General features: G+C 72.4%; 21 protein-coding genes. 5 read left to right on the forward strand and 16 right to left on the reverse strand.

All coding sequences use genetic code 11. The features are described 5' to 3' along the window. Positions 1 to 9: 9 nt before the first annotated feature. Genes ACFVTR_RS12220 through ACFVTR_RS12245 form a run of 6 tightly spaced genes read right to left on the reverse strand, consistent with a single transcriptional unit; the run spans position 10 to position 8487 of the window. Positions 10 to 1491, reverse strand: coding sequence for an aminopeptidase P family protein (locus ACFVTR_RS12220; protein ID WP_387037604.1), 1482 nt, complete (start codon positions 1489 to 1491; stop codon positions 10 to 12). Next, the gene (locus ACFVTR_RS12225) at positions 1488 to 2816 is read right to left on the reverse strand and encodes an alpha/beta fold hydrolase (RefSeq protein ID WP_387037606.1); all 1329 of its coding nucleotides are present in this window, start codon (positions 2814 to 2816) and stop codon (positions 1488 to 1490) included. The genes ACFVTR_RS12220 and ACFVTR_RS12225 overlap by 4 nt, the downstream gene beginning before the upstream one ends. Further along, positions 2813 to 3778 (reverse strand): ABC transporter permease, encoded by a 966-nt coding sequence (locus ACFVTR_RS12230; RefSeq protein ID WP_376945754.1) that lies wholly within the window; start codon positions 3776 to 3778, stop codon positions 2813 to 2815. Before ACFVTR_RS12230 ends, ACFVTR_RS12225 begins: the two co-directional genes overlap by 4 nt. Continuing rightward, positions 3775 to 4755, reverse strand: a complete 981-nt coding sequence (locus tag ACFVTR_RS12235; RefSeq protein ID WP_387037609.1) for an ABC transporter permease — start codon at positions 4753 to 4755, stop codon at positions 3775 to 3777. The genes ACFVTR_RS12230 and ACFVTR_RS12235 overlap by 4 nt, the downstream gene beginning before the upstream one ends. Next, entirely contained in the window at positions 4752 to 6704 is a 1953-nt protein-coding gene (locus tag ACFVTR_RS12240; protein WP_387037611.1) for a dipeptide ABC transporter ATP-binding protein, read from the reverse strand. Before ACFVTR_RS12240 ends, ACFVTR_RS12235 begins: the two co-directional genes overlap by 4 nt. A 19-nt stretch (positions 6705 to 6723) precedes the next feature. Beyond that, positions 6724 to 8487: an ABC transporter substrate-binding protein gene (locus ACFVTR_RS12245; RefSeq protein WP_387037613.1), complete on the reverse strand. Its 1764-nt coding sequence runs from the start codon at positions 8485 to 8487 to the stop codon at positions 6724 to 6726. 175 nt (positions 8488 to 8662) lie between these two features. On the opposite strand from ACFVTR_RS12245, the gene ACFVTR_RS12250 reads away from it, so the two are divergent. Continuing rightward, positions 8663 to 9601: an ornithine cyclodeaminase family protein gene (locus ACFVTR_RS12250; RefSeq protein ID WP_387037615.1), complete on the forward strand. Its 939-nt coding sequence runs from the start codon at positions 8663 to 8665 to the stop codon at positions 9599 to 9601. After that, a complete protein-coding gene (locus tag ACFVTR_RS12255; protein WP_387037617.1) occupies positions 9601 to 10584 on the forward strand; it encodes a proline racemase family protein in 984 nt (327 codons plus the stop codon). Before ACFVTR_RS12250 ends, ACFVTR_RS12255 begins: the two co-directional genes overlap by 1 nt. A 183-nt stretch (positions 10585 to 10767) precedes the next feature. On the opposite strand, the gene ACFVTR_RS12260 is transcribed toward ACFVTR_RS12255, so the two are convergent. The 7 genes from ACFVTR_RS12260 to ACFVTR_RS12290 all read right to left on the reverse strand — a co-directional run bounded on the left by ACFVTR_RS12260 (position 10768) and on the right by ACFVTR_RS12290 (position 18080). Then, a complete protein-coding gene (locus ACFVTR_RS12260; RefSeq protein ID WP_387037766.1) occupies positions 10768 to 12315 on the reverse strand; it encodes an aldehyde dehydrogenase family protein in 1548 nt (515 codons plus the stop codon). Then, on the reverse strand, positions 12312 to 13313 hold the full coding sequence (locus ACFVTR_RS12265; protein WP_387037618.1) for a proline racemase family protein: 1002 nt from the start codon (positions 13311 to 13313) through the stop codon (positions 12312 to 12314). The genes ACFVTR_RS12260 and ACFVTR_RS12265 overlap by 4 nt, the downstream gene beginning before the upstream one ends. After that, positions 13313 to 14245 (reverse strand): dihydrodipicolinate synthase family protein, encoded by a 933-nt coding sequence (locus ACFVTR_RS12270; RefSeq protein WP_387037620.1) that lies wholly within the window; start codon positions 14243 to 14245, stop codon positions 13313 to 13315. Before ACFVTR_RS12270 ends, ACFVTR_RS12265 begins: the two co-directional genes overlap by 1 nt. A gap of 123 nt (positions 14246 to 14368) precedes the next feature. Continuing rightward, positions 14369 to 15826, reverse strand: a complete 1458-nt coding sequence (locus ACFVTR_RS12275) for an FAD-dependent oxidoreductase (protein WP_387037622.1) — start codon at positions 15824 to 15826, stop codon at positions 14369 to 14371. Further along, positions 15823 to 16137, reverse strand: coding sequence for a (2Fe-2S)-binding protein (locus ACFVTR_RS12280; protein WP_387037624.1), 315 nt, complete (start codon positions 16135 to 16137; stop codon positions 15823 to 15825). Before ACFVTR_RS12280 ends, ACFVTR_RS12275 begins: the two co-directional genes overlap by 4 nt. After that, positions 16134 to 17291 carry an NAD(P)/FAD-dependent oxidoreductase gene (locus ACFVTR_RS12285; protein WP_387037626.1) on the reverse strand — a complete coding sequence of 386 codons (1158 nt, stop codon included), beginning with the start codon at positions 17289 to 17291 and terminating at the stop codon, positions 16134 to 16136. Before ACFVTR_RS12285 ends, ACFVTR_RS12280 begins: the two co-directional genes overlap by 4 nt. 123 nt (positions 17292 to 17414) lie before the next feature. Further along, complete coding sequence (locus ACFVTR_RS12290; protein ID WP_387037627.1) at positions 17415 to 18080, reverse strand: GntR family transcriptional regulator; 666 nt, start codon at positions 18078 to 18080, stop codon at positions 17415 to 17417. A 174-nt stretch (positions 18081 to 18254) separates the two neighbouring features. On the opposite strand from ACFVTR_RS12290, the gene ACFVTR_RS12295 reads away from it, so the two are divergent. Then, positions 18255 to 19424 (forward strand): glutamate--cysteine ligase, encoded by a 1170-nt coding sequence (locus ACFVTR_RS12295; RefSeq protein WP_387037629.1) that lies wholly within the window; start codon positions 18255 to 18257, stop codon positions 19422 to 19424. Positions 19425 to 19487: 63 nt separating this feature from the next. Here the strand turns inward: ACFVTR_RS12295 and ffh are convergent, their stop codons facing one another. From ffh to ftsY, 3 genes are read right to left on the reverse strand one after another with little or no spacing between them, the layout of a single operon-like run. Continuing rightward, positions 19488 to 21074, reverse strand: a complete 1587-nt coding sequence (gene ffh, locus ACFVTR_RS12300; protein WP_387037631.1) for a signal recognition particle protein — start codon at positions 21072 to 21074, stop codon at positions 19488 to 19490. Between the two features lie 50 nt (positions 21075 to 21124). Further along, positions 21125 to 21613 carry a hypothetical protein gene (locus tag ACFVTR_RS12305; RefSeq protein ID WP_387037632.1) on the reverse strand — a complete coding sequence of 163 codons (489 nt, stop codon included), beginning with the start codon at positions 21611 to 21613 and terminating at the stop codon, positions 21125 to 21127. A 9-nt stretch (positions 21614 to 21622) separates the two neighbouring features. Next, complete coding sequence (gene ftsY, locus ACFVTR_RS12310) at positions 21623 to 22498, reverse strand: signal recognition particle-docking protein FtsY (protein WP_376945774.1); 876 nt, start codon at positions 22496 to 22498, stop codon at positions 21623 to 21625. Between the two features lie 146 nt (positions 22499 to 22644). Here ftsY and ACFVTR_RS12315 point away from each other — a divergent pair, with 146 nt between their 5' ends. Together ACFVTR_RS12315 and ACFVTR_RS12320 are read left to right on the forward strand one after the other, a co-directional pair. Next, positions 22645 to 23613 (forward strand): TIGR03885 family FMN-dependent LLM class oxidoreductase, encoded by a 969-nt coding sequence (locus ACFVTR_RS12315; protein ID WP_387037635.1) that lies wholly within the window; start codon positions 22645 to 22647, stop codon positions 23611 to 23613. After that, positions 23610 to 25271 carry an alpha-amylase family protein gene (locus ACFVTR_RS12320; protein ID WP_387037636.1) on the forward strand — a complete coding sequence of 554 codons (1662 nt, stop codon included), beginning with the start codon at positions 23610 to 23612 and terminating at the stop codon, positions 25269 to 25271. The genes ACFVTR_RS12315 and ACFVTR_RS12320 overlap by 4 nt, the downstream gene beginning before the upstream one ends. Positions 25272 to 25319: the final 48 nt, after the last annotated feature.

The following is a 25319-nucleotide window of genomic DNA, read 5'->3' on the forward strand; positions in this document are numbered from 1 at the left end:
GTCGGCGCGTCAGCGCAGCCCCGCCATCCAGCGCTCGATGCCGTCGGCGTCGATGGGCAGCCCGGCCGAGAGCACCTCGCTGCCCTCGCCGGTGACCACCAGGTCGTCCTCGAGGCGCACCCCGAGGCCGCGGAGCTCGGGCGGGAGCGTCTCGTCGAACGCGTGGAAGTAGAGCCCGGGCTCGACGGTGAGGACCATGCCGGGGCGCATCTTCGCCCCCTGGTAGGCGGCGTGGCTCGCCGTCGAGCAGTCGTGCACGTCGATGCCGAGGTGGTGCCCGACCCCGCACACGATGTAGCGGCGATGCTGCTGCCCCCCGGGCGAGAGCGCCTCGTCGACCGAGACCGGCAGGAGCCCCCAGTCGGCGAGCCCCGTCGCGAGCACCGCCATGCAGGCGGTGTGGAAGTCGGCCCAGTCGCGACCCGGCCCGACGGCCGCGAGGCCCGCCCGGTGCGAGCGCTCGACGAGGTCGTGGACCTCGCGCTGCGCCGTCGAGAAGCGTCCCGACGCGGGCAGGGTCCGCGTGACGTCGGCGGTGTAGCCCGAGCGGCGCTCGACGCCGAGGTCGAGCAGGAGCAGGGCCTCGGGGTCGACCTCGCCCTCCGCACGAACCCAGTGCAGGACGGGTGCGTGCGCGCCGGAGCCGACGATCGAGGCGTAGCCCACCCCGGCGCCGAAGGTACGCGCGTGCCGGTCGAAGGTGCCCTGCAGCCAGCGCTCTCCCCCGCGGCGCACCGCCTGCGGGATCTCGAGCGCGGTCGCGGCGAACCCGTCGACCGTCGTGTCGACGGCCGCGCGCAGCTCCGCGAGCTCCCACTCGTCCTTGATCATGCGGAGCTCGGCGAGCACCCGGTCGAGCTCGGACGAGCGGGGGCGGGTGCCGAGCGCGGCGGCCGGGCCCGATGCGGCGGGGGTGCCGGCCAGCAGGGCGTCGGCGGGCAGCTCGAGCTCCTCGAGGCGCCGGGTGCGCACGCCGAGCGCGTCGGCGTACTCGCGGAGACCGGGCATCGGGCCGACCCAGAGTTCGCCGCGGAGCGGATCCGCGAAGAATCCGGCGTCGCCCGGACGGAAGGGTGCCGGCAGGTAGAGCGTCGCCTCGTGGCCGCCGGCGACCGGGGCGAGCACGAGCACCGCATCCTCGATCGCGGCGCCGACGAGCCAGAGGAAGTCGCTGTCGGCGCGGAACTCGTACGCGTTGTCGTTCACCCGCATGGGCGCCCGGCCCGCGGCGACGGCGAGCACGCGGCCCGGCAACGCCTCCCCCAGCCGGCCCCGGTGCCGCGCGCCGGCCTCGGCGGCGCCCGACGGGACGACCGGCGTGCGATCGGCCTCGCCCCAGCCCTGGAGCATCCATTCGCTGAAGCCGGGGGCCTCGGCGAGCCGCGGCATGCGGGGATCGGGCTCGGCCGCCTGCGGCATCGATCGCGCGGGCGCCACCGCGGCGGGCGCGACGAGTTCGGCGACGGCGTCGGGGGTGTCATTGGTGGTCATCGGGTCTCCTCCCGGCCCGCGGTGCGCGGGCCATACGGTACTGGTGCCATGCCGAGTCGGACCTCGAGGGCGGTGAACAGTCGCTCGGCGACATCGCCCTGGTGCAGGCCGTCGTGCTCGAACTCATTGGTGATCCACGTCTCGAGGGCGCCGACGCGTGCGGTCGTCTCGAGCGAGAGCCCGGCATCCACGTACATGTCGTCGTGGTAGACGGCCGCCTGGACGGGCACCTCGTTCGCGGCGAGGCGCGGCGCGTCGTAGAGCGCGATCGGCACCCGCGACCCGGCGAGCCGCTCGACGCCGGCGCGGAAGCCGCGCAGCGCCCGGATCTCCTCGAACATCCACTGGAACACCATCTCACCGGTGAAGCGCAGCGGCCGCGCGGCGGGATCGAAGTCGGGATGGGCCGCCCGGGCGCGCTCCGCCGCCCACGCGGTCGGCCCCTCGCCGTAGATGCTCTCCTGCAGCGCGATGAACAGCGGGTTGCGCTCGAAGCCGGTGAGCCGCTGCACCTCGGCGAGGAAGGTCGTCGACAGGCGCGTCTCCGAGGCATCCGCCCAGGCTTCGTCGAACACCCAGTGCACGCGGTCGAACCCGACCGCCATGCCGAAGTCGAAGCCGAGCGTCTGGAGGCGCCGCACGGTGAGCCGGTCGCCGTCGGGGAGGCGCACATCGTGGGCCTCGAGGTGGTCGGCGACCCGGCCGATGCGTTCGGCCAGGTGCGGGAAGCGCCGGTCGAAGGCCGCGTTCTTCGCTCGCACGCGCGGGAAGGTGCGCGCGTAGACCTGCTCGGCCGAGGGGTCGAGCGACGGCAGTCCCCCGGCGATCGCCGCGGCGACGATCGCCTCCGGGGCGACCGAGAGGTAGTGGAGCGTCAGGAATCCGCCGTAGCTCTGGCCGAGCGTCCACCAGCGCTCGCCGCCGTAGTGGGTCGCCCGCACGGCCTCGAGGTCGCGCACGATCGAGTCGGCGCGGTGCAGCGCGAGCCGGCGGGCCTGCTCGGCGGCGTCGAGGAGGGCGAAGGCCTCGCCCTCGAGCGGCGTGGAACGCCCCGTGCCCCGCTGGTCGGGCAGCACCACACGGAACCGCTCGAGCGCGGCCGCGAGGAAGCCGTCGCGACCGGTCGGCCGGGGCGACTTGCCGCCCGGCCCGCCCTGCAGGTAGACGAGGAGCGGCAGTCGCTCGTGCGCCCGGCGGGCGTCGACGAGCTCCCGCGAGAACACCCGGATGGTCTCGCCGTCGGGGTCGTCCCAGTCGAGCGGGACGTCGGTCCACAGCTCGCGGGCGAGGACGTCCCGACCGACGAGGTAGCCGGCGCCGCTCATCGTGCGGCCGTCCGCACGCGCGAGTCGAGCACGGCGTAGAGCAGGTCGACGACGAGGTTCGCCACGACGACGAAGACGCCGCCGAGCAGCACGATCGCGATCACCACGGGGCGGTCCTGCATCGCGACGCTCGTCACGGCCAGGCTGCCGACCCCGAGCAGGCCGAAGACCTGCTCGATGACGATCACACCGCCGAGCATGAGGCCGATGTCGATGCCGAGCTGCGTGACGAGCGGCGGCATCGCACTGCGGAACGCGTGCGTGTACGTGATCCGGCGCTCCGTGAGGCCCTTCGCCCGCGCCGTTCGGATGTAGTCCTGGCCGAGCACCTCGAGCATCTGGCCGCGCGTGAGCCGGGCGTACACCGCCGCGACGACGAGCGCGAGCGTCGTCCACGGCAGGATGAGGTGCCACGCCCAGCCGAGCGGATCCTGCGCGAACGGCACGTACCCGCCGGGCGGGAACAGGGTGACCCCGGCCTTCGTCGGCAGGAAGTACAGCAGGAACAGCGCCATCATGCCGAGCACGAACGTCGGGAAGCTGATGCCGACGATCGCGAAGCCCTGCCCGAGCCGGTCGCGGAGGCTCCCCGGGTGCTTCGCCGAGGCGATGCCGATCGGGATGCCGATCGCGAGCCACAGCACGACCGCGCCGAAGACGAGCGACATCGTGACCGGAATGCGCGCGTACAGCAGGTCGGAGACCGGCAGGCCCGAGCGGTACGAGAAGCCGATGTCGCCGCGGAGCAGGTTGCCGATGAAGTTCAGGTACTGGACGTAGATCGGCTGGTCGAGCCCCAGCTTCACGCGGATCTGCGCCATGAGCTCCTCGGTCGCCTTGTCGCCCGCGATGATGCGGGCGGGGTCCGACGGCGAGACGTAGAAGAGCACGAACACGAACACGCTGAGCAGGAACAGCACGAGCAGGCCGAAGCCGACGCGCGAGAGGATGAAGCGGGTCATGCGCCCTTGCCCCCCTTCGATGCGGCGGGGTCGAGCGCATCGCGCAGGCCGTCGCCGAGCAGATTGAATGCGAGCGTGAGGGCGAGCAGGGCGCCGCCGGGCACCACGACCATCCACCACGCGATGAGGTAGAGCGACCCGTTCGCCGCGTCGGCGAGCATGTTGCCCCAACTCGGCGTCGGCGGCACGATGCCGAGGCCGAGGAACGAGAGCGTCGCCTCGAACACGATCGCCGACGGGATCATGAGCGTCGTGTAGACGATGATCGGCACGACGAGGTTCGGCAGGATGTCGCGGAACATGATCGACACGCGGCCGGCGCCGAGCGAGCGCGCCGCCTCGACGAACTCGCGGTGGCGGAGCGCGATGACCTGCCCCCGGATGACCCGTGCGAGACCCGTCCAGCTGAAGAACACGATCACGGCGATCGACAGCGGCAGGCTCGGCCCGAGCACCGCGACGAGCGCGATCGCGCAGAGCAGGAACGGCACGCTCATCACGAGATCGGTGATGCGGCTGAGGACCGTGTCGACGGTGCCGCCGAAGAAGCCCGCGACGACGCCGACCACGACCCCGATGAGCGAGGCGGCGATCGAGGCGACGACGCCGACGAGCAGCGACACCTGCGCCCCGTACGCGAGCCGGACGAGCACGTCGCGGCCGAGCTGGTCGGCGCCGAACAGGAACTCGGCGGACGGGCCGACCGGGATGCCGGAGGGGCTGAGCCCGGTCTCGCGGAACTGCTCGGTCGGGCCGTGGCCCGTCCAGGCGGCGACGAGGGGCGCACCGAGCGCGAAGGCGACGATGAGCAGGATGACCGCGATCGAGGCGATGCTCGCCGGGTCGCGGCGCAGCCGCGCGAACGTCAGCGACCACGAGCCGCGCAGCTGCACGTCGGCGGCGTTGCGCGCCGCGATCGCGGCGGTCTTCGGCGTCGCGAGCCGGGGGGCGGGAGGCTTGGAGGTCGAGGTGCTCATCGGCGGGTCCCTCCGATCGCGGGTTCCGGCAGGAGCACCGGCGCGGGGCCGGCCTCCCTGGGCCGCGCGGCGCGCACGAGCTTCCGCCGGGCCGGCGTGTGCGGGATCTCGGGCGCGGCCGCCGCGAGCAGGCGCTTCGTGAACGGCTGCTGCGGGTCGCGGTAGAGCCGATCCGCGTCGTCGAGTTCGATGATGCGTCCGCCTTCCATCACCGCGATGCGGTCGCAGACATGGCGCACGACCGACAGGTCGTGCGAGATGAACAGGTAGGTGAGTCCGAGGGTGCGCTGCAGCTCGTCGAGGAGGTTCAGCACCTGCGCCTGGATCGAGACGTCGAGCGCCGAGACGGGCTCGTCGAGGATCACGAGCTCGGGCTTCAGCGCGATCGCCCGGGCGATGCCGATGCGCTGGCGCTGGCCGCCCGAGAACTGCGAGGGGAAGCGGTTGTAGTGCTCGGGATTGAGGCCGACGAGCTCCATGAGCTCCTGCACCTCGGCGCGGCGCTCGGCACCGGAGGCGAGCCCGTGGATCCGGAACGGATCGCCGATGATCGAGCCGACCCGGCGTCGCGGGTTGAGCGAGCCGAACGGGTCCTGGAACACCACCTGCACCCGGCGCCGGAGCGAGCGCCACTCGCGTCGGCCGAGCGTCGAGAGCTCGTGGCCGTCGAAGGTCACGCTGCCCGAGGTCGGCGCGACGAGCCCCGCGATCGCGCGGGCGAGCGTCGTCTTGCCGCAGCCCGACTCGCCCACCAGTCCGAGGGTCTCGCCGCGACGCACCTCGAGCGTGATGTCGTCGAGCACGACCCGGGCGGGGCCGCGGCGCTGGGGGAACGCGAGCTGCAGCGACTCGACGCGGACGATCGAGGCGTCGGCGGCGGGGTCGTCGGAGCGGGCCTCGACCGCGGGCGGCGGTTCGGGCGCCGGCGGTTCGCCGGGTTCGCCCTCGAGCCAGCACGCGACCTCGGTGCCGTCGTCGTAGCGGCGGAGCGGCGGGCGCTCCGAGCAGATCGACATCGCGTCGGGGCATCGGGCGGCGAACGCGCAGCCCGCGGGCGGCGCGAGCAGGCTCGGCGGCCGGCCGCCGATCGGCACGAGCGGGGTGCCCGGCTCGCGGTTGAACGAGGAGGAGCGGAGGAGTCCGGCGGTGTATGGGTGCGCAGGCGAGCCGAGCACGCTCGCGCTCCGGCCGAGCTCCATGCGGCGGCCGGCGTACATCACCATCACCCGGTCGGCGACCCGGGCGAGCACCCCGAGGTCGTGGCTGATCATCACGACCGTCGCCCCGAACTCGCGGCGCATCTCGTCGAGCAGGTCGAGGATCTGCGCCTGCACGGTGGAGTCGAGCGCCGTGGTCGGCTCGTCGGCGATGATGAGCGCGGGCCCCAGCGAGAGCGCCATCGCGATCATCACGCGCTGGCGCATCCCGCCCGAGAACTGGTGGGGGTAGGCGTCGAACCTCGCCGCGGCGTCGGGGATGCGGACGCGTTCGAGCAGCTCGATCGCCCGTGCCTTCGCGGCCTGGTGCGAGATCTTCTCGTGGGCGCGGATCTGCTCGACGATCTGCCAGCCGACGGTGTACTGCGGATGCAGGCTCGAGAGCGGGTCCTGGAAGATCATGCCGATCTCACGGCCGCGCACCGAGCGCATCGCCTCGTCGTCGAGGGCGAGCAGGTCGCGGCCGCGGAAGTCGACCGTGCCGCTCGTGCGCGCACCGGCGACGAGCCCCATGATCGACTGCACCATCACGGATTTGCCCGATCCCGACTCGCCGACGATGCCGAAGAACTCGCCCTCGTGCACGGCGAAGGAGACGTCCTGCACGGCATGCACGGTGCCGTCCTCGGTGGGGATGTCGACGACGAGATTCGAGACCTCGAGAAGCGCCATTGCGTGGTCCTTTCCTCCGAGCGGGCGACCGGCCTCGCGGCCGGCCGCCCCACGGTTCATGGATGACTCGTGACCTGCGTCAGCCGTTCAGCCAGACGTTGGTCCAGTCCCCGTTCTGGCTCTGCGCGTACTCGACGAAACCGCCGACGCGCGCCGAGTGGTAGTTCGGCTTGAGCCGGTAGGCGATGCTCACCATCGGCGAGTCGGCCATGACGGCCTCGTCGACCTGGTGCCAGAGGGCACCGGCCTCCTCGGGGGTGGCGGCGGCGAGCGCCTGCTCGGCGAGGGCGTTCGCGGCGTCACTGTCGTAGTCGACGTAGTTGTAGGTCTGCGGCGTGCCGTCGAACACGAACTGCGGCTGGAAGACGCTGCGCGCGGCACCGCCCTGCCAGTCGGGCGACCATCCGACGAGCGCGATGTCCCAGGCGCCCGAGGTCGCGTTCTCGGGGTTGGTCATGAAGTTCGCGTAGTAGTCGGTCGGCGGCACCGGCGTGAGCTCGACGGTGATGCCGGCGCGTTCGAGGCTGGCCTGCACGGTCTGCGCGATGTCGGGTTGCGTGCCGACGTTGCGGTACGGCAGCTTGAGGGTGATGCCGTCGGGGAAGCCGGCTTTGGCGAGCAGCTGCTTGGCCTTCTCGGGGTCGCCCTTGCCGTCGTTCGCGGGGTACGGGTCGTACGCCTCGTAGCCGAGGATGCCGGGCCCGAAGATGCCGTTGGTGACGCCGGCGAGCTCCTCGCCGCCCATGGTCTGCACGACCGCGGTCTTGTCGATCGCGTACTGCAGCGCCTGGCGGAGCTCGAGGTCGGCGAGCGCGCCGCCGTTGTTCGGCGACTTGGTGTTGATCCACATGAACTGGTCGACGCCGCCGTTCTCCATCGTGGAGAACTTGTCGTCGTTCTGCGCCTTGAGCTGCTGGATGTTCGCGGGGCTCGGGGTCAGGTCGAACAGCAGGTCGGCGGAGCCCGCCTGCAGCTGCTGCATCGCGGCGTCGCCCTCGACGCCCATCGTCATCTCGATGGAGTCGACGTAGGCCTTGCGCAGCGGGTCGCTGTCGGGGTTCCACGCCTCGTTGCGCTCGAGCACGAGCTTGGCGTCGGGCGTGTAGTCGGCCACCTTGTAGGGGCCGGAGGAGACGAAGCTGCGCCGGAACTCGGGCGAGTCGGGCAGGTTGTCGAGCGCCTCGATGGGGGCGGGGTCGGCCGCGTCGAGCGAGAGCATGAAGGGGAAGTCGCTCGCGGGCTTCGTGAGGGTGAACACGACGGTCGTGTCGTCGGGCGTCTCGATGCCCGAGATGTCGGTGTTCTCGATGTACTCGCGCATGGGGTCGACCTCGGGGGCGACGGCGGCGAAGCCCGTGCAGAACTCCTCCATGCCCTCGATCAGGCCGGTGAAGTAGCCGGCGAGCGCACCCGAGATGAGCGGGTTGCAGAGCCGCTTGATGCCGCGCTCGACGTCGGATGCGACGATCGCGCGCTCGCCGTCGGGCGCGCCCCAGGTGATGCCGTCGCGCAGCGTGATGCTGTAGCTCAGGCCGTCGGCGCTGGGCTCGGGCACGGCCTCGGCGAGGTCGGGCTGCAGCACGATCCGCTCGGCGGCGTCGTTGCTCGCCGAGTAGCTCAGCAGTGAGCGCGAGATCGAGCGCATGACGTTGTAGGTGGGCACGTATGCGACGAGCTGGGGGTCGAGGTGGTCGACGTCGCCGTTGGCGAGGACCTTGAGCGTTCCGCCGGTCTTGGGTTCACCCCCGCCCGCGGAGTCGTCGGTCGATGGCGCGCACGCGGCCAGCGCGAGCACCGTGGCGACGGTGAGGGCGGTGGCAGGCACGAGGAGCTTCCGGGACATCGGTCACCTTCGGGTTCATCCGTGCCGCGATGCCGGACAGCACCGCGGATCGCCGGCTGCGACGGGGGCCCGGCCGCCCGGCCCCTCCAAATGGGGCCCGGCGAACCTCGGACGCGCTTCGTCGAACAATCCGCGATGTGTGGCATATTACACATCACACAGTAGGATTGTCGACATGACCGATGTCATCGCCGCCATGCGCGTCCTGGATGCCGCGGCGCTCCGCGCCCGCATCGACCTCCCCCACGCCGTCCGCGCACTGCAGGGTGCGCTTCGCGCCGGGTTCGACCCCGACGACGATCCGCCGCGATCGATCGTCGACGTCCGGCACGGGCAGCTGCTGCTGATGCCGGCCGACCTCGGGCGCTACGCGGGGCAGAAGCTCGCGACGGTCGCCCCCGCGAACCCCGGGCGCGGCCTCGAACGCATCCAGGCCGTCTACATCGTGCTCGACGCCGAGACCCTCTCCCCCGTCGCCCTCCTCGACGGCACCGAGCTCACGAACCTGCGCACCCCCGCGATGTCGGCGGCGATGCTCGACCTCGTCGCCGAGCCCGACGCCGCGAGCCTCGTGGTGTTCGGCACCGGCCCGCAGGGCGTCCGCCACGTCGAGGCGATGCGAGCCATCCGCCCGGTCGAGCGGGTGCGCTTCGTCGGCCGCGATCAGGGTCGGGCCGAACGCGCGGTGGCCGCCTTCGCGGCATCCGGCCTCGACGTCGCCGTCGGCAGCGCCCGCGACGTCGCCGACGCCGACCTCGTGGTGTGCGCGACGACCGCGCGCGAACCGCTCTTCGACGCCGCCCTCGTGCGCGACCGCACCGCGCTCGTCGCCGTCGGCTCGCACGAGCGCGACGCACGCGAGCTGCCGGGCGCGCTCCTCGGGCGTGCGCAGGTGATCGTGGAGACCGACCGGGTCTCGCGCACCGAGGCCGGGGATGTGATCATGGCCGTCGAGGAGGGGCATCTCTCCCCCGGCGACGTCGTGCCGATGGCACGGATCGCGACCGGCGACGTCGCGGTGGCGCGGGACCGTCCGCGGGTCGTGAAGACCTGCGGCATGGGATGGCAGGATCTCGCGGTCGCCGCGGCCGCGATCGAGGAGGAGGACGCGTGATGCGCTGGACCACCGAGGACTGGCATACCGCCGGCGAACCGTTCCGGATCGTCGAGGGCGTCGCGACCGAGGGCGCGACCGTCGCCGAGCGACGGGTGCACGCGATGACCGGCGAACCCGATGCCGTGCGCCGCTTCCTCTGCCTCGAGCCGCGCGGCCACGACGACATGTACGGCGGCTTCATCACACCGCCCGACGACGACGGCGCCGACTTCGGCGTGCTGTTCTGGCACAAGGACAGCTTCTCGACGGCCTGCGGGCACGGCACCATGGCCCTCGGCGCCTGGGCCGTCGCCACCGGGCGCGTCGACGCGCCCGACGACGGCGAGGCCGTGGTCGTGATCGACGTGCCGAGCGGACGCGTCGAGGCGCGCGTGCAGCGCTCGGGAGGGGTCACGACGGGCGTCGTCTTCCGCAACGTGGCCTCCCGGGTGCTCGCCCGCGGCATCCCCCTCGCGACGAGCCGCGGCGAGGTGCTCGTCGACCTCGTCTTCGGCGGCGCCGTCTACGCCACGCTGCCCGCTGCATCGCTCGGCCTCGAGGTGACGCCCGTGCACACGACCGAGCTCATCCGGCTCGGCCGCGAGATCAAGTGGGCGCTGAACGACCACCCCGCCGCGCAGCTCGACGACGACCGGCTCTCGGGCGTCTACGGCACGATCCTCGTCGACGAGCTCGGCCGCACCGACGACGGGCCGTGGCAGCGCAACGTCACGGTCTTCGCCGACGGCGAGGTCGACCGAAGCCCGTGCGGCTCGGGCACCGCCTCGCGCGTCGCCCTCCTCGCGCACACGGGCGAGCTCGCCGACGGCGAGACGCTCACGCACGACTCCATCATCGGCACCCGGTTCCTCGCGCGCATCGCCGAACGCACCGCCGACGGGGTCATCCCCGAGGTCACCGGCCAGGCGTACCGCGTCGGCAGCTGCGAGTTCGAGCTCGACCCCGCCGACCCCCTCGCCGAGGGCTTCAGTCTGCGCTGACCGCCCGCGCCCGGCGCCTCGTGCATCACACGGTTTCAGGACCACGACCGCCGCTCAGGACGATCCTCGAGATTCCGTCCTGAGCGGCGTTCGCGTTCCTGAGACGGTGGGGGTCGCGGGTGCGAACGACGACGGCGGATGCCCCGGGGCCGACCCCGGGGCATCCGCCGTCGTGCTTCGTGCTCAGTGCTCGCCGGTGAGGCTCCCCCACCCGCTCGAGCGGCCCGCGGCGCTGCGCCGCTGCGGCACGCCCCACGGGTTGTCGTCGCGGAGCGCCGCCGGCAGCAGCGCCTGCGGCGCGTTCTGGTACGCGACGCCGCGCAGGAACCGCGTGATCGCCGCGGTGCCGACGCTCGTCGCGTCGCTCGTGGTCGCCGGGTACGGCCCGCCGTGCTGCATCGCGCTCGTCACCGAGACGCCCGTGGGCCAGCCGCCGAAGAGCACCCGGCCGCTCGTCTCGGCGAGGGCGTCGACGAGTTCGGCGAGACCGCCGTCCGCGAGCTCGGAGTCGCTCGCGTGCAGCGTCGAGGTGAGGTTGCCGGGGAACAGCTCGCGCTGCACGGCGGGCAGCGCGGCCGCGTCGTCGTAGCGGACGACGATCGAGAGCGGGCCGAACGACTCCTCGAGGAGCTCCTCGCGGTGCTCGCGCAGGGTGTCGAGGTCGACCTCGACGACGGTGGGCGTCGCGAAGCGCTGCTCGGCGTCGTCGACGCGCACGGCGCCCTCGGCGAGCACCGTGACGCCCTGGGCGCCGAGCACGGCGGTGCGGCGCTCCTCGAAGGCGCGACCGATGCCCGGGTTCAGCAGGCGGTGCTCGGCGACCGACGCCGCCGCCGCCCCGACGGCGCCGAGATCGGCGCCCTGCGGCACGAAGAGGAAGCCGGGCTTCGTGCAGAGCTGCCCCGCCGATCCCGCGACCGAGGTCAGGAACCCCTGCAGCAGCTCGGGGTCGCCCGCGACGGCGCCCGCCGTCGCGTAGACCGGGTTCACGCTGCCGAGCTCGCCGTAGAACGGGATCGGGCGGGGGCGCGACGCCGCGATGTCGGCGAGCAGGCGGCCCACGTGCGTCGAGCCCGTGAAGGCGCCGGCGCGGACACGGTCGTCCTTCAGCAGCTCGACGCCCGCCTGCTGACCGGCGACCACCTGGAAGACGCCGTCGGGCATGCCCGCCCCGGCGAGCGCCGCGGCCACGATCTCGCCCGTGCGGCGCGAGAGCTCGGGGTGCCCCGAGTGCGCCTTGACGATGAGCGGGCAGCCCGCCGCGAGCGCAGCGGCCGAGTCGCCTCCCGCGACCGAGAAGGCGAACGGGAAGTTCGAGGCCGCGAAGTTCAGCACCGGGCCGACCGGCTCGAGCACGCGCCGCACGTCGGGACGGGGCCCGATCACGTAGCCGGGGTCGGCGTCGTCGATGCGCGCGTCGAGGTAGCCGCCGTCGACGATCACCTCGGCGAACAATCGGAGCTGGTTCGTAGTGCGGCGCACCTCGCCCGTGAGGCGGGCCTCCGTGAGGCCGGTCTCGCGCATCGCGATGGCGATGAGCTCGGCGGATGCCGCGTCGAGCGCGTCGGCGGCGGCGACGAGCGCCACCGCCCGGACGCGCGGCTCGGTGTCGGCGAATGGGCGTGCGGCGGCCGCGGCGCGCGCGGCGACCGCGTCGAGGTCGATCTCGGTGGTCATGCGTGGATCTCCAACTGGTCGATTCGGATGGCTGCGCCCGGCGGGACCGCTCAGAAGACGAAGCCCTCGGGGAAGGGGTCGTCGTCGTCGAGCAGGTACTGGCCGAGGCCCGTCACCCAGGCGCGGCCGGTGATCGTCGGGACGACGGCCGGGATGCCGCCGACCTCGGTCTCCCGGAGCAGCCGCCCCGTGAACTCGGTGCCGATGAACGACTCGTTGACGAAGTCGGTGTCGAGCGCCAGCTCGCCGCGGGCGAAGAGCTCGGCCATGCGCGCGCTCGTGCCGGTGCCGCAGGGCGAGCGGTCGAACCACCCGGGGTGGATCGCCATCGCGTGCCGCGAGCGCACGGCGTCGGACCCGGGCGCGATGAACTCGACGTGGTGCACGTGGTTCGCGCCCGCGATCACGGGATGCTGCGGCGGAGCCTGCGTGTTGATCGCGTCCATGATCGCGAGCCCCGCACGGAGGATCTCGTCCTGGCGGGAGCGGTCGAACGGCAGGCCGACGTCGTCGAGCTCGACGAGCGCGTAGAAGTTGCCGCCGAAGGCGATCGAGTACGGCACCTCGCCGTAGCCGGGCACCTCGATCGAGGCATCCAGCCGCTCGCTGAAGCTCGGCACGTTCTCGATCGTGACGTGCTTCGCACGGCCGCCCTCGACCGCGACGCGCGCGATCACGAGGCCGGCCGGCACGTCGAGCCGGATCTCGGTGACCGGCTCGGTCACCTCGACCATGCCGGTCTCGACGAGCACGGTCGCGACGCCGATGGTGCCGTGCCCGCACATGGGCAGGAACCCGCTCGCCTCGATGAACACGACGCCCCAGTCGGCGTCGTCGCGCGCGGGCGGCTGCAGGAGCGCGCCCGACATCGACGCGTGGCCGCGGGGCTCGTTCATGAGCAGGCCCCGCAGCCCGTCGAGGTGCTCCATCGCGTAGAGCCTGCGGTCGTTCATGGTCGCGCCGGGGATCCGGCCGACGCCGCCCGTGACGACACGGGTCGGCATGCCCTCGGTGTGCGAGTCGACGGCCTGGATCACCCGGCGCGCCCGCATCAGGCGAGCACCGTCTGTCGTGCCGCGAGCGCGGCCAGGGCGCGCTCGGTGTCGGCGGTGACCTGGGCGTGCTGCTCGGGCGAGAGCGGGCCGCGCGGCGGGCGGGTCGGGCCGCCGTAGGAGTTGCCGCAGATGTCCATCGAGAGCTTGATCGCCTGCACGAACTCGGTGCGCGAGTCCCAGCGGAAGACCGCGACGAGCTGCTCGTAGAGCGCCTTCGCCTCGTGCCACTTGCCGTCGGCGCAGAGGTTGTAGAGCTCGACGGCCTCACGCGGGAACGCGTTCGGGTAGCCGGCGAACCAGCCGACGGCGCCGTTCACCATGAGCTCGAAGAGCACGTCGTCGGCGCCGGCGATGACGTCGATGTCGCACTTCTCCTTGATCTCGTAGACGCGGCGCACGTCACCCGAGAACTCCTTGATCGCGACGACCTCGGGGATCTCGGCGAGCTTCGCGACGAGCGAGGGCACGAGGTCGACCTTGGTGTCGAAGGGGTTGTTGTAGGCCATGATCGGGAGGCCCACCTTCGCGACCTCCTGGTAGTGCGCGATGACCTCGGCCTCGTTCGCGCGGTAGAGCGTCGGGGGCAGCAGCAGCACGCCGTCGGCGCCGTCCTCCTGCGAGATCTCGGCCCATTTGCGCGCCTGGTGGCTGCCGACGCCGTGGACGCCGGCGATCACGATGCCGCGGCCGTCGACGGCCTCGACCGCGACCTGGATCACCTTGCGGCGCTCCTCATCGGTCAGCGAGGAGTACTCGCCGAGGGAGCCGTTCGGGCCGACGCCGCGGCAGCCGTTCGACATGAGGAAGTCGACGTGCTCGCCGAACTTGTCGTAGTCGACGGCGAGCCCGGCGGGCGCCGAGGCGTCCTCACGGAAGGCGAGGGTGGTGGCGACGACGACACCGCCCAGGTCCATGTTCTTCTCGGTCATCGGGGTTGTCCATCCTGTCGGTCTCGATGCGGGTCTGGTGGGTCTCGGGGAGTCGACGGGACATCCTCGACCTCAAGTAATGTGTAATATATCACGCACTACGAGGAGATGTGCGGTTTCCCGTCAATTCTCCTCGCGCGGCGGCCGATCCGACCCGCCGAGTTCGCCGAGCCGCACGGGCGCGAGCAACGGACGGCGATCGAAGCCGGTGGCGCCGTCGCCCTCGGCACCCGCGCTCGCGCCGTCGGCGGCCTCCCCCGTTGCTCCGCCACCGGCGACCGTCATCCGCGTCTCGGCGACGATCGCCTCGACCGCGCGTCCGCAGGTCCGCGCCTGGCAGGGTCCCAGCCCCGCCCGCGTGGCGAGGCGCATCGCCCGCAGGGGCACCTCGGCGCGCTCGACGATTGCGCGCTTCGCGACCGCCTCGCAACGGCAGATGATCGTGTCGTCGTCGAGCCACGCCGTCCAGCCCCGACGGATGCCGTGCGCCGTCTCGAGCCGCTGTGCGAAGCGGCGCATCCGGTCGCGGACGCGGAGTGCGTCGCGCAGCCGCGGGTCGTCCTGCGCGAGTCCCGCCGCGCGGGATCCCGCGATCGCGCCCTCGGCGAGCGCGGCGTCGGCGCCGCCGATGCCCGTGACCTCGCCGGCGGCGAACACCTGCGGCTGCGACGTGCGCTGCGCGTCGTCGACCACGACGAAACGCCCGCGCCGGTCGCCGGCCACCTCGCAGCCGAGCATGATCGCCGCCTCGAGCCGCGGGGTGAACCCGTGGCCGAGCGCGACGGCATCGCACTCGATGATGCGCTCGGTGCCGGGCAGCGGCCGCCAGTCGGCGTCGAGTTGCGCGACGACCGCGCCCTCGACCCGCTCGTCGCCGAGCACCCGCACGACCCCGCTGCCGATCCGGTACGGGATGCGGTGACGCACGAGCGCGCCCGCGTACTCCGCGAGCTCGCCCGACTTGCCGATGAGCTGCCACGGCTTCGGCAGCCAGCCGCTGGCGAGGGCTCCGATACGGGATGCCTCGTGGATGCCGACGACCTCCGAGCCGACCAGCGCCAGCGACTGGGCGACGGGCAGCAGGAACGGCCCCGCCCCGGCGACGAGCGTGCGCCGCCCGACGGAGACGCCGTCGCGCTTCGCGAGGGCCTGGGCTGCGCCCGCGGTGGTCACCCCGGGCAGTGTCCACCCCGGGATCGGCAGCGCGAGGTCGTGGGCTCCCGTCGCGATGACGAGCGCATCGGCCTCGACGACCACGGCATCACGGCCGGCGCCGTCGACGGGGCCGACGGCGGCGCGGAGCACCACGGCGGCGCCTGCCTCGCCGGGCTCGCGCAGTTCGACCGACCACACCGCGGCACCCGAGTGCACCTCGGCGCCGGCGAGCGCGGCCTGCAGCTGCTCGAAGCGGCGCGTCCCGTGCTGCATGCGCGGATCGGTCAGCCCCGGGCGGTGGCGCCAGAACTGCCCGCCCGGGCGCGCGCCCTCGTCGAGCACGGTCACGCGGGCCCCCGCGGCGAGCGCCGCCTCGGCGGCGGCGAGTCCGGCCGGCCCGGCTCCGAGGATCGCGACGCGGGTCATCCGCGCACCTCGCGTTCGATGCGGTCGCCGGCGACGGCCTCGCGCTGGCACGCGCGCACACCCTCGACGCCGTTGACGGTGACGAGGCAGTCGTGGCAGACGCCGATGCCGCAGAAGACGCCGCGTTCGCCCTGCTGCGCGCCGCGCCACGCGACGCGGCCCGAGCCGAGCAGGACCCCGGCGATCGTCTGCCCCGCGCGCCCGGTCACGGCCTCACCCTCGACGAGGATCTCGACGGTGCCGTTCACGCCCGGCACGCCGCTCGCGCCGGCCGCCCCGGTCGCGCCGCGTCCGTTCCGCCCCCCGCTCACGCGGCCGCTCCGATCCCCGGGCGACCGGGCAGGAAGGGCACCGGGTCGAGCGAGGTCGGCGCGCCGAGCACGGCGTGGGCGACGAGCTCGGCCGTCGCCGGGGCGAGGCCGATTCCGGCCCCCTCGTGGCCGGTCGCGTGGAAGAGGCCGCCGACGCGGGGGTCCTCGCCGATCACGGGCAGGTGGTCGGGGGCGTACGGGCGGAACCCGAAGTAGCTGCGGAGCAGGATGGTCTCCTCGAGGAAGGGGAACAGACGGGTGGCCTTGGCCGCGATCGCGCGCACCGGGTCGACGCCCGGGCGCTCGTCGAACCCGACGCGCTCCCGGCTCGACCCGATGAGCACGGTGCCGCCGGGAGTCGATTCGACGACGGTCGAGGTCTGCAACGCGGCATCCCCCGAACCGACCGCCCCGACGTAGTCGGCGTCGTAGACCTTGTGGAAGACCCGTTGGGGCATCGGGGTCGTGACGAGGATGACGCCGCGGCGCGGCCGGATGTCGATCGGCGCGCCGAGGCGGCGGCCGAGCTCGCCCGCCCAGGGCCCCGCGCAGTTGACGACCGCGTCGACGTCGATCGGGCCCGACGTCGTCTCGACGGCGACGACGCGTCCGCCCGCGGTGCGCGCGCCGGTGACCTCGGCGACGACGAGGCGGGCACCCCGCCGGATGGCCGCGGCGGCGAGGGCCTGGGTGGTGTTCGACGGCTGCAGCTGGGCGTCGTCGGGGTAGTGGATCGCGAGGGCGACCTCGGGCGAGAGGTGCGGCTCAGCTGCGAGCAGGCGATCGGCATCGAGCCCTTCCGCCTGGATGCCGATGCCGCGCTGGGCCGCGGCGAAGTGGCGCAGCGCCTCCTCGCCGCCCGGGAACGCGACCACGACGCCGCCCTTGGCCTCGAACTCGGTCTCGGGCTGGCCGCCCTCGCGCTCGGCGTCGAGTCGCTCGGCGAGCGCGCGCCAGCGCGCGTTCGAGTGGATGGCGAGGTCGGCCTCGGGTCCCGGCGCCTTGTCGCTCACGAGCAGGTTTCCCTCGCATCGGCTCGACGTCTCGCCGGCGATGCCCACCCGGTCGACGAGCACCACCTCGGCGCCCCGCTCAGCGAGTTCGAGGGCGCACGCGGCGCCGACGATGCCCGCCCCGATCACTGCGATCCGCATCGTCGTCCCTTCCATGCCCGCCTGCGGAGATCACCGCGCGGTACGTGACATATTACTCACACGACGCGGTCTTCACACGATCGATTCGACCGACGCCGAAACGAGTGGGCGACCCGACCGCGGTCAGCCCTCGTCCTGGCCGCTCCAGAGCCCGGCGACGTGGCCGACGTGGCGGCGCATCAGGTCTTCGGCGGCGACCCCGTCGCCCTCCACGAGGAGCCGCACCAGCTCGGTGTGCTCCAGCGAGGAGGCCACGAGCGCATCGCTCTCGGCCAGGTTCACGAGCCCGACGAGTCGCGTCTGCTGCCGGAGCTCGCTCACGAGTCGCACGAGGTGCCGGTTGCCGGTGAGCTCGAGCAGGGTGAGGTGGAACGCGGTGTCGGCCTCGAGGTAGTCCTCGAACCGGCCCTCCCGGCCGGCGGCGACGATCTCGGCCGCGAGCTCCTCGAGCCGGGCGACCGTCGCGTCGGACAGGTTGCCGGCGAGCTGCCGCATCGGCGGCGCCTCGAGGAGCACCCGCACCTCGCCGAGCTCCTTGAGCTCGTCGAGCGAGATCTCGGTCACCCGGAAGCCGCGGTTGCGGATCGGGCTGAGGAACCCGCGTCGGGCGAGGTTCAGCATCGCCTCGCGCACCGGCGTCGCGCTGACGCCGAACTCCGTGGCGAGCGTCGGCACCGTGAGCACGGTGCCCGGGGCGAACTCGCCCGCCACGATCCGCGACGAGAGCGTACGCTCGACCTGTTCGCGCAGGCTCTGCACCTCGAGCAGCCGCATCGGCTCGGGGCTCACGGGGTACCCACCTGGCGAGATGTCATGCGGCACATCGTACTCCAGTCCGGTGGTCGAGCCGATGATCTCCGCCCCGGCGTCATCCCGCGTCGCACCGGCGATCGGCGGGGTGCACCGTGGGATGATTGGCGCACGGGCCCCGCCCCCCGCGCGCGACCCTGAGGAAGGGCCGCCATGCCGATCGAGTTCGCGCATTCCCGACGATCCACCGTCGGCCTCGAATGGGAGATCGCGATCGTCGATCGCGCGACCGGCGAACTCGCCTCGATCGGGGATCGGGTGCTCGAACTGCTCGATGCGGGCAGCCCGGGCGGCAAGCACCCCTCCATCACCTCAGAACTGCTGACGAACACCGTCGAACTCGTGAGCGAGGTGCACACGACCATCGCGGGCGCCGTGCGCGACCTCGAACAGCAGCTCGCCGAGGTGCGCGCGGTCATCGACGGGCTCGGCGAGTACGAGCTCATCTGCAGCGGCTCGCACCCGTTCAGCCAGTGGTACGACCAGCACCTCACCGACAAGCCCAGGTACCACAAGCTCATCGAGCGCACCCGCTGGTGGGGCCGCAACATGATGATCTGGGGCGTGCACGTGCACGTCGGCCTCGAGGATCGCGACAAGGCGCTGCCGATCCTCGACGGGCTGCTCGCCTATCTGCCGCACCTGCAGGCCCTCAGCGCCTCGAGCCCGTTCTGGGCGGGCGTCGACACGGGTTACGCCTCGAATCGCGCCCTCATGTTCCAGCAGCTGCCCACCGCCGGACTCCCCTACCCGCTCGCCGACTGGGCGGCCTACGAGCGCTACGTCGGCGACCTCGTGCGCACCGGCGTCATCGAGGACCACAGCGAGGTCCGCTGGGACATCCGCCCATCACCCCGCTGGGGCACCGTCGAGGTGCGCGTCTGCGACGGCGTCTCGACCGCAGCCGAGATCGCCGCGATCGGCGCCCTCGTGCAGTGCCTCGTCGAGTGGATGTCCACGCGGCTCGACGACGGCGAGACGCTCACCGTGCTGCAGCCCTGGTACGTGCGCGAGAACAAGTGGCGCGCGGCCCGGTACGGGCTCGCCGCCGAGGTCATCACGGATGTCTCGGGCACCGAGAAGCCCGTCGCCGACGACCTGCGCGAGCTCCTCACGACCCTCGCGCCCATCGCCGAGCGGCTCGGCTGTGCGGCCGAACTCCAGGGGGTTCGCGCGACCCTCGACGCGGGCGCGAGTGCGCAGCGACAGCTCGACGTCGCGCGAGCGGCGGGCGGCGACCTGCGGGCCGTCGTCGCGCACCTCGCACGCGAGCTGCGCGAGGGGGTCGCGTCGCACGGCGACCACGGGGCATCCGCCCGCTGAAACGCGCCGCCGCGTCGCGCGACGCCGTGCGCCGCCAACCCGGCGGCTCAGCGGCTCAGCCGATCAGCGGCCGCCGAGCATCTTCTGCATCGCCGCGAGGTCGGCCTCGCTCGGCGCGCCGCCCTTCTTGGCGCCGCCGAGGCCGAAGCCCGAACCGGTCGGCGCCTGCCCCTGGCCGGCCGGCGTCGCGCCGGACGCGATGGCCTGGTTCTCGGCCGCCCGCTTCGCGGGGTTGCCCGAGCGCGAACCGCCCGACTTCTTCTTCGCCTTCGCGGCCTGTCGCTTGCCGCCGCCGTAGCCGCCGGCGCCCGGGATCGGGCCCATGCCGGGGATCTGCGGCACGCCGCCGCGGGCGACGGTCTTCATCATCTTCGCGGCCTGTTCGAAGCGCTGCACGAGCTGGTTCACGTCGGTGACCGTCATGCCCGAACCCTTCGCGATGCGCAGTCGCCGCGAGCCGTTCAGGAGCTTGGTGTTCTTGCGCTCGGCCGGGGTCATCGACTGGATGATCGCCTCGGTGCGCACGATCTCGCGCTCGTCGAAGTTCTCGAGCTGCTGCTTCATGCCGCCCGCGCCCGGCAGCATGCCGAGCATCTTCTTGATCGAGCCGGCGCCGCGCAGCTGCTGCATCTGCGCGAGGAAGTCGTCGAGCGTGAACTGCTCGGTCGCGAGCTTCTCGGCGACCTTCAGCGCCTCCTCCTCGTCGAAGGCCTGCTGGGCCTGCTCGATGAGGGTGAGGATGTCGCCGAGGTCGAGGATGCGGCTCGCCATGCGGTCGGGGTGGAACGGCTCGAAGTCGTCGAGGCCCTCACCGGTCGACGCGAAGATGATCGGGCGGCCCGTCACCGAGGCCACCGAGAGCGCGGCGCCGCCGCGCGCGTCGCCGTCGAGCTTCGAGAGCACGACGCCCGTGAAGTCGACGCCCTCCTGGAATGCCTTCGCGGTCGTGACCGCGTCCTGGCCGATCATCGCGTCGATGACGAAGAGCACCTCGTCGGGGTTCGTCGCCTTGCGGATGTTCGAGGCCTGCTTCATCATCTCGGCGTCGACGCCGAGGCGGCCGGCGGTGTCGATGATGACGACGTCGTGCTGCGCGCGGCGCGCCTGCTCGACGCCCGCCTTCGCGACCTTCACCGGGTCGCCGACGCCGTTGCCGGGCTCGGGGGCGAAGACCGGCACACCGGCCTGCGAGCCGACGACCTGCAACTGGTTGACGGCGTTCGGGCGCTGCAGGTCGCTCGCGACGAGCAGCGGCGTGTGGCCCTCCTTCGCGAGGTGCTTCGCGAGCTTGCCCGCGAGGGTCGTCTTGCCGGCACCCTGGAGGCCCGCGAGCATGATCACCGTCGGCGGGTTCTTCGCGAACTGCAGTCGGCGCTGCTGGCCGCCGAGGATCGCGACGAGCTCCTCGTTGACGATCTGCACGACCTGCTGGGCCGGGTTCAGGGCCTTGTTGACCTCGTCGCCGAGCGCGCGCTCGCGCACGTGCCCGGTGAACTGCTTGACCACGTCGAGCGACACGTCGGCGTCGAGCAGGGCGCGGCGGATCTCGCGCACCGTGCCGTCGACGTCGGAAGCGGAGAGCTTGCCCTTGGTGCGGAGGTTCTTGAAGGTCTCCGCGAGGCGGTCAGACAGGTTTCCGAAGGTAGCCATGGTGCCTCCGATTCTACGTGCCCCGGCGCCACGACTTTTTCAGGACGGCGTCAGCCCTCGAAGCGCACGTCGACGATCTCGCGCTCGAGGTCGATCGACGCGACGAGTCGCTCGTCGGTGTCGTCGGGGGCGAGCGCGTACTCGAACTCGGCGAAGGCGTCGCCGGGCTCGTCGGCGTCGGGGCGGAGGTCGACGCGCACGAGGCTCAGCGAACGCAGCGCGTCGACCTGCCGGTCGCCCGAGTCGCGGCCGATCGCCGCGTCGATGTCGTCGGCCTGCTCGAGCTCGGGGTCGAGCACGACGTCGAGGTAGCGCACGATCGGCGAGCTCTTGCTGTCGAGCTGGCTGACGAAGGCCTGACGCAGCTCGTCGTCGACGAGTTCGAGCTCGCCGACGAGCGACGAGGCGATGTCGAGCGACGGGAGCGAGACGAGGTCGGCGTCGGCGTCGAGCACGACCTCGACGCGCTGGTCGGCGTACTCGAACGTCTCGGACCAGTAGTCGCCGACGAGGCCGAAGTAGTCGTGTTCGATCGACATGGGATGCTCCTATCCGACGAGTTTCTGGGCGAAGACGTGCGGCGTGAAGCCGGTGAGGTCGCCGATGCCCTCGCCCTGCCCGATGAGCTTGATCGGCAGGCCCGTCTTCTCCTGCACGGCGAGCACGAAGCCGCCCTTCGCGCTGCCGTCGAGCTTCGTCAGCACGAGGCCCGTCACTCCACCGTGCTCGATGAACGCCTCCGCCTGGGCGAGTCCGTTCTGGCCCGTCGTCGCGTCGAGCACGAGCAGCACCTCGCTGATCGGCGCCTGCTTCTCGACCACGCGTCGGATCTTGCCGAGCTCGTCCATGAGCCCGCCCTTGGTGTGCAGGCGGCCGGCGGTGTCGATGATCACGATCTCGGTGCCGTCCTGCTTGGCCTTGTCGACCGTCTGGAACGCGACCGAGGCCGGGTCCTGGCCCTCGCGCTCGGGGCGGACGATGCCGACGCCGGCGCGCTCGGCCCAGGTCGCGAGCTGGTCGACGGCGGCCGCACGGAAGGTGTCGGCCGCACCGACGACGACCGAGCGGTCGTAGCTGCGGAGGAAGCGCGCGAACTTGCCGATGGTCGTCGTCTTGCCGACGCCGTTGACGCCGACGACGAGCACGACGGCGGGCCGCTCGGTGAGCTTCAGGGTCGGGTCGTACTTGGCGAGGCGCTCCTCGACGACCTCGCGGAGCATCCGCTGGACGTCCTTCGGGTCGGTCGTCTTGTACCGCTCGACCTGTGCGCGGATCTGCTCGACGATCTCCTCGGTGACCGCGGGACCGAAGTCGGCCCGGATGAGTGCCGATTCGAGGTCGTCCCAGGTGTCGTCGTCGATCGTCTTCGCGCCGAAGACCCCGCGAAGGGCCGCGCCGAGCGACCAGGATGCGCGTTCTGCCATGCCTCCAGCCTACGGGGGCGGATGACCCGACCGCGCGGGCCGCCCCGTGTGCGCGCCGGCGCCGATGCACGGAGGTGCACGGCCGTGCAAGGGGTTGCCCGCCGCCGCACGGTCGGAGGAGTCTCGGGGCATCGGAAGGAGTGCGGATGACGTCCGTGGGTATCCACGCCTCGCACGAGCAGATGCCGCCCGGTCTCCTGCTCGAGGCCGTGAAGCGCGCCGAGCAGGCGGGCTTCACCGCCGCGATGTGCAGCGACCACTTCGCCCCCTGGAGCGTCCGACAGGGGCACTCGGGCTACGCCTGGAGCTGGCTCGGCGCCGCCCTCGAGGCCACCCGGTTCTCGCTCGGGGTCGTGACGGCCCCCGGGCAGCGCTACCACCCGGCCGTCGCCGCGCAGAAGATCGCGACGCTCGCCGAGATGTACCCGGGCCGATTCTGGGCGGCGCTCGGCAGCGGCGAGGCGATCAACGAGCACATCACGGGCGAGCGGTGGCCGCCGAAGGACGAGCGGGATGCCCGCCTGCTCGAATCGGTCGAGGTGATGCGCCGCCTGCTCGCCGGCGAGGAGGTGACCGCCGACGGGCTGATCCGCGTCGATCGGGCCCGGCTGTGGAGCCTGCCCGCAGTCCCGCCGGAGCTCTTCGCCGCCGCGGTGAGCCCCGACACCGCACGCGCCGCGGCGAACTGGGCCGACGGGGTGATCACCGTCGACCAGCCTCGCGACGTTCTGCGCGAGTTCATCGACGCCTATCGCGGTTCGGGTGGTCGCGGACCGGTCGCCGTGCAGGTGCACCTGAGCTGGGCGCGCACCGACGACGAGGCGCTCGCGATCGCCCACGAGCAGTGGCGGCAGAGCCTGGTTCCTGCGCACCTCGCCTGGGAGCTCGACCGGCCGGAGGAATTCGACGCCCGCACCGCCGATGCGACCCCCGCGCAGGTCGCGGAGACGCTGCTCGTCTCCGCCGACCCCTCGCGCCACCGCGACCACCTCCTGCGCATCGCCGAGCTCGGGGTCGACCGGATCTACCTGCACCACGTCGGCACCGAGCAGACTCGATTCATCGAGGTGTTCGGCGAGCGCGTCGTGCCCGAGCTCGAGGCGGTCTCCGCATGAGGATCACCGATCGGAGCGACCTCTGGTGGAAGACGGCGGTCGTCTACTGTCTCGACGTCGAGACCTACATGGACTGGAACGACGACGGCTCGGGCGACTTCGAGGGCCTCGCCCATCGCCTCGACCACCTCGCGGAGCTCGGCGTCACCTGCATCTGGCTGATGCCCTTCCAGCCGACCCCCGATCGCGACGACGGGTACGACATCACCGACTTCCTCGGGGTCGATCCGCGACTCGGCTCGCTGGGCGACGTCGCGGAGTTCACCCGCACGGCGCGCGATCGCGGCATGCGCGTGATCATCGACTTCGTCATGAACCACACCTCGGAGCGGCATCCGTGGTTCAAGGCCGCGCGGCGCAGCCGCACCTCGCCGTTCCGCGACTGGTACGTGTGGCGGGACGACCCGCCCAACGAGGCGAACGCGGTGTTCCCCGGCGAGGAGGACTCGATCTGGGAGTTCGAGGAGCGCACCGAGCAGTACTACCTGCACAGCTTCTACCGGCACCAGCCCGACCTGAACATCGCGAACCCTGCGGTGCGCGACGAGATCGCGCGTACGCTCGGCTTCTGGCTGGAGCTCGGGATCTCGGGGTTCCGGGTCGACGCGGTGCCGTTCCTGATCGAGCCTCCCGAGGGTGTCGACATCGGCGATCCGCACGAGTTCCTCCGCGACCTCCGCCGGTTCCTGCAGCGTCGTTCGAGCGAAGCGGTGCTGCTCGGCGAGGTGAACCTGCCCTACGAGCAGCAGCTCGACTTCTTCGGCCGCACCGGCGACGCGGCCGAGCTCACGATGCAGTTCGACTTCCTCGCGATGCAGGCGCTCTACCTCTCGCTCGCGCGAGAGGACGCCCGCCCGCTGGCCGAGTCGCTCGCGAAGCGGCCGACGCTCGAGCCCGAGGCGCAGTGGGCGAACTTCGTGCGCAACCACGACGAGCTCACGCTCGACAAGCTCTCCGAAGCCGAGCGCGAGGAGGTCTTCGACGCGTTCGCTCCCGAGGAGTGGATGCGCGTCTACGATCGTGGCATCGTGCGCAGGCTGCCGACGATGCTCGACGGCGACCCCCGTCGCATCCACCTCGTCTACAGCCTGCTCTTCTCGCTGCCCGGCACGCCCGTGCTGTTCTACGGCGAGGAGATCGGCATGGGCGAGAACCGCGCGCAGCAGGGCCGGCAGGCGGTGCGCACGCCCATGCAATGGACCGATGAGCGCAACGGCGGATTCTCCCGGGCCGCCCCGTCCCGGCTCGTCGCCTCGCCGCCTCGCGACGGGTACTCCCCCGAGCACGTGAACGTGGAGGCGCAGATACACGACCCCGAGTCGCTGCTCTCGTTCATCAAGCAGCTCGCGAGGCGGTACCGCAGTTCTCCCGAGATCGGCTGGGGCGAGCTCGACGTGCTGGTCACCGGGCAGGACGCAGTGCTCGCCCACCGCATCACCGCCGACGTCGGACGGTTCGTCGCGGTGCACAACTTCGCACCGACGCCCACGCTCGTACCCCTCGAGCTCGGGAAGGTCGCCCCCGACACGGTGCTCTCCGACCTGTTCGCGGCCGACACCTTCCCGATCGACGAGCGCGGGCGCATCGAGGTGCACCTCGATGCGTACGGGTACCGCTGGTTCCGGATCGTCGAGCCCGACGACCGTCGGATCACCTGACCCGGGTCGAGGCGCCCCGGGCACCTGCGGCGACGGGAACGTGCGGCG

This window comes from Agromyces sp. NPDC058126, from assembly GCF_042884595.1.
In the GTDB taxonomy this organism is placed as follows: Bacteria; Actinomycetota; Actinomycetes; order Actinomycetales; family Microbacteriaceae; genus Agromyces.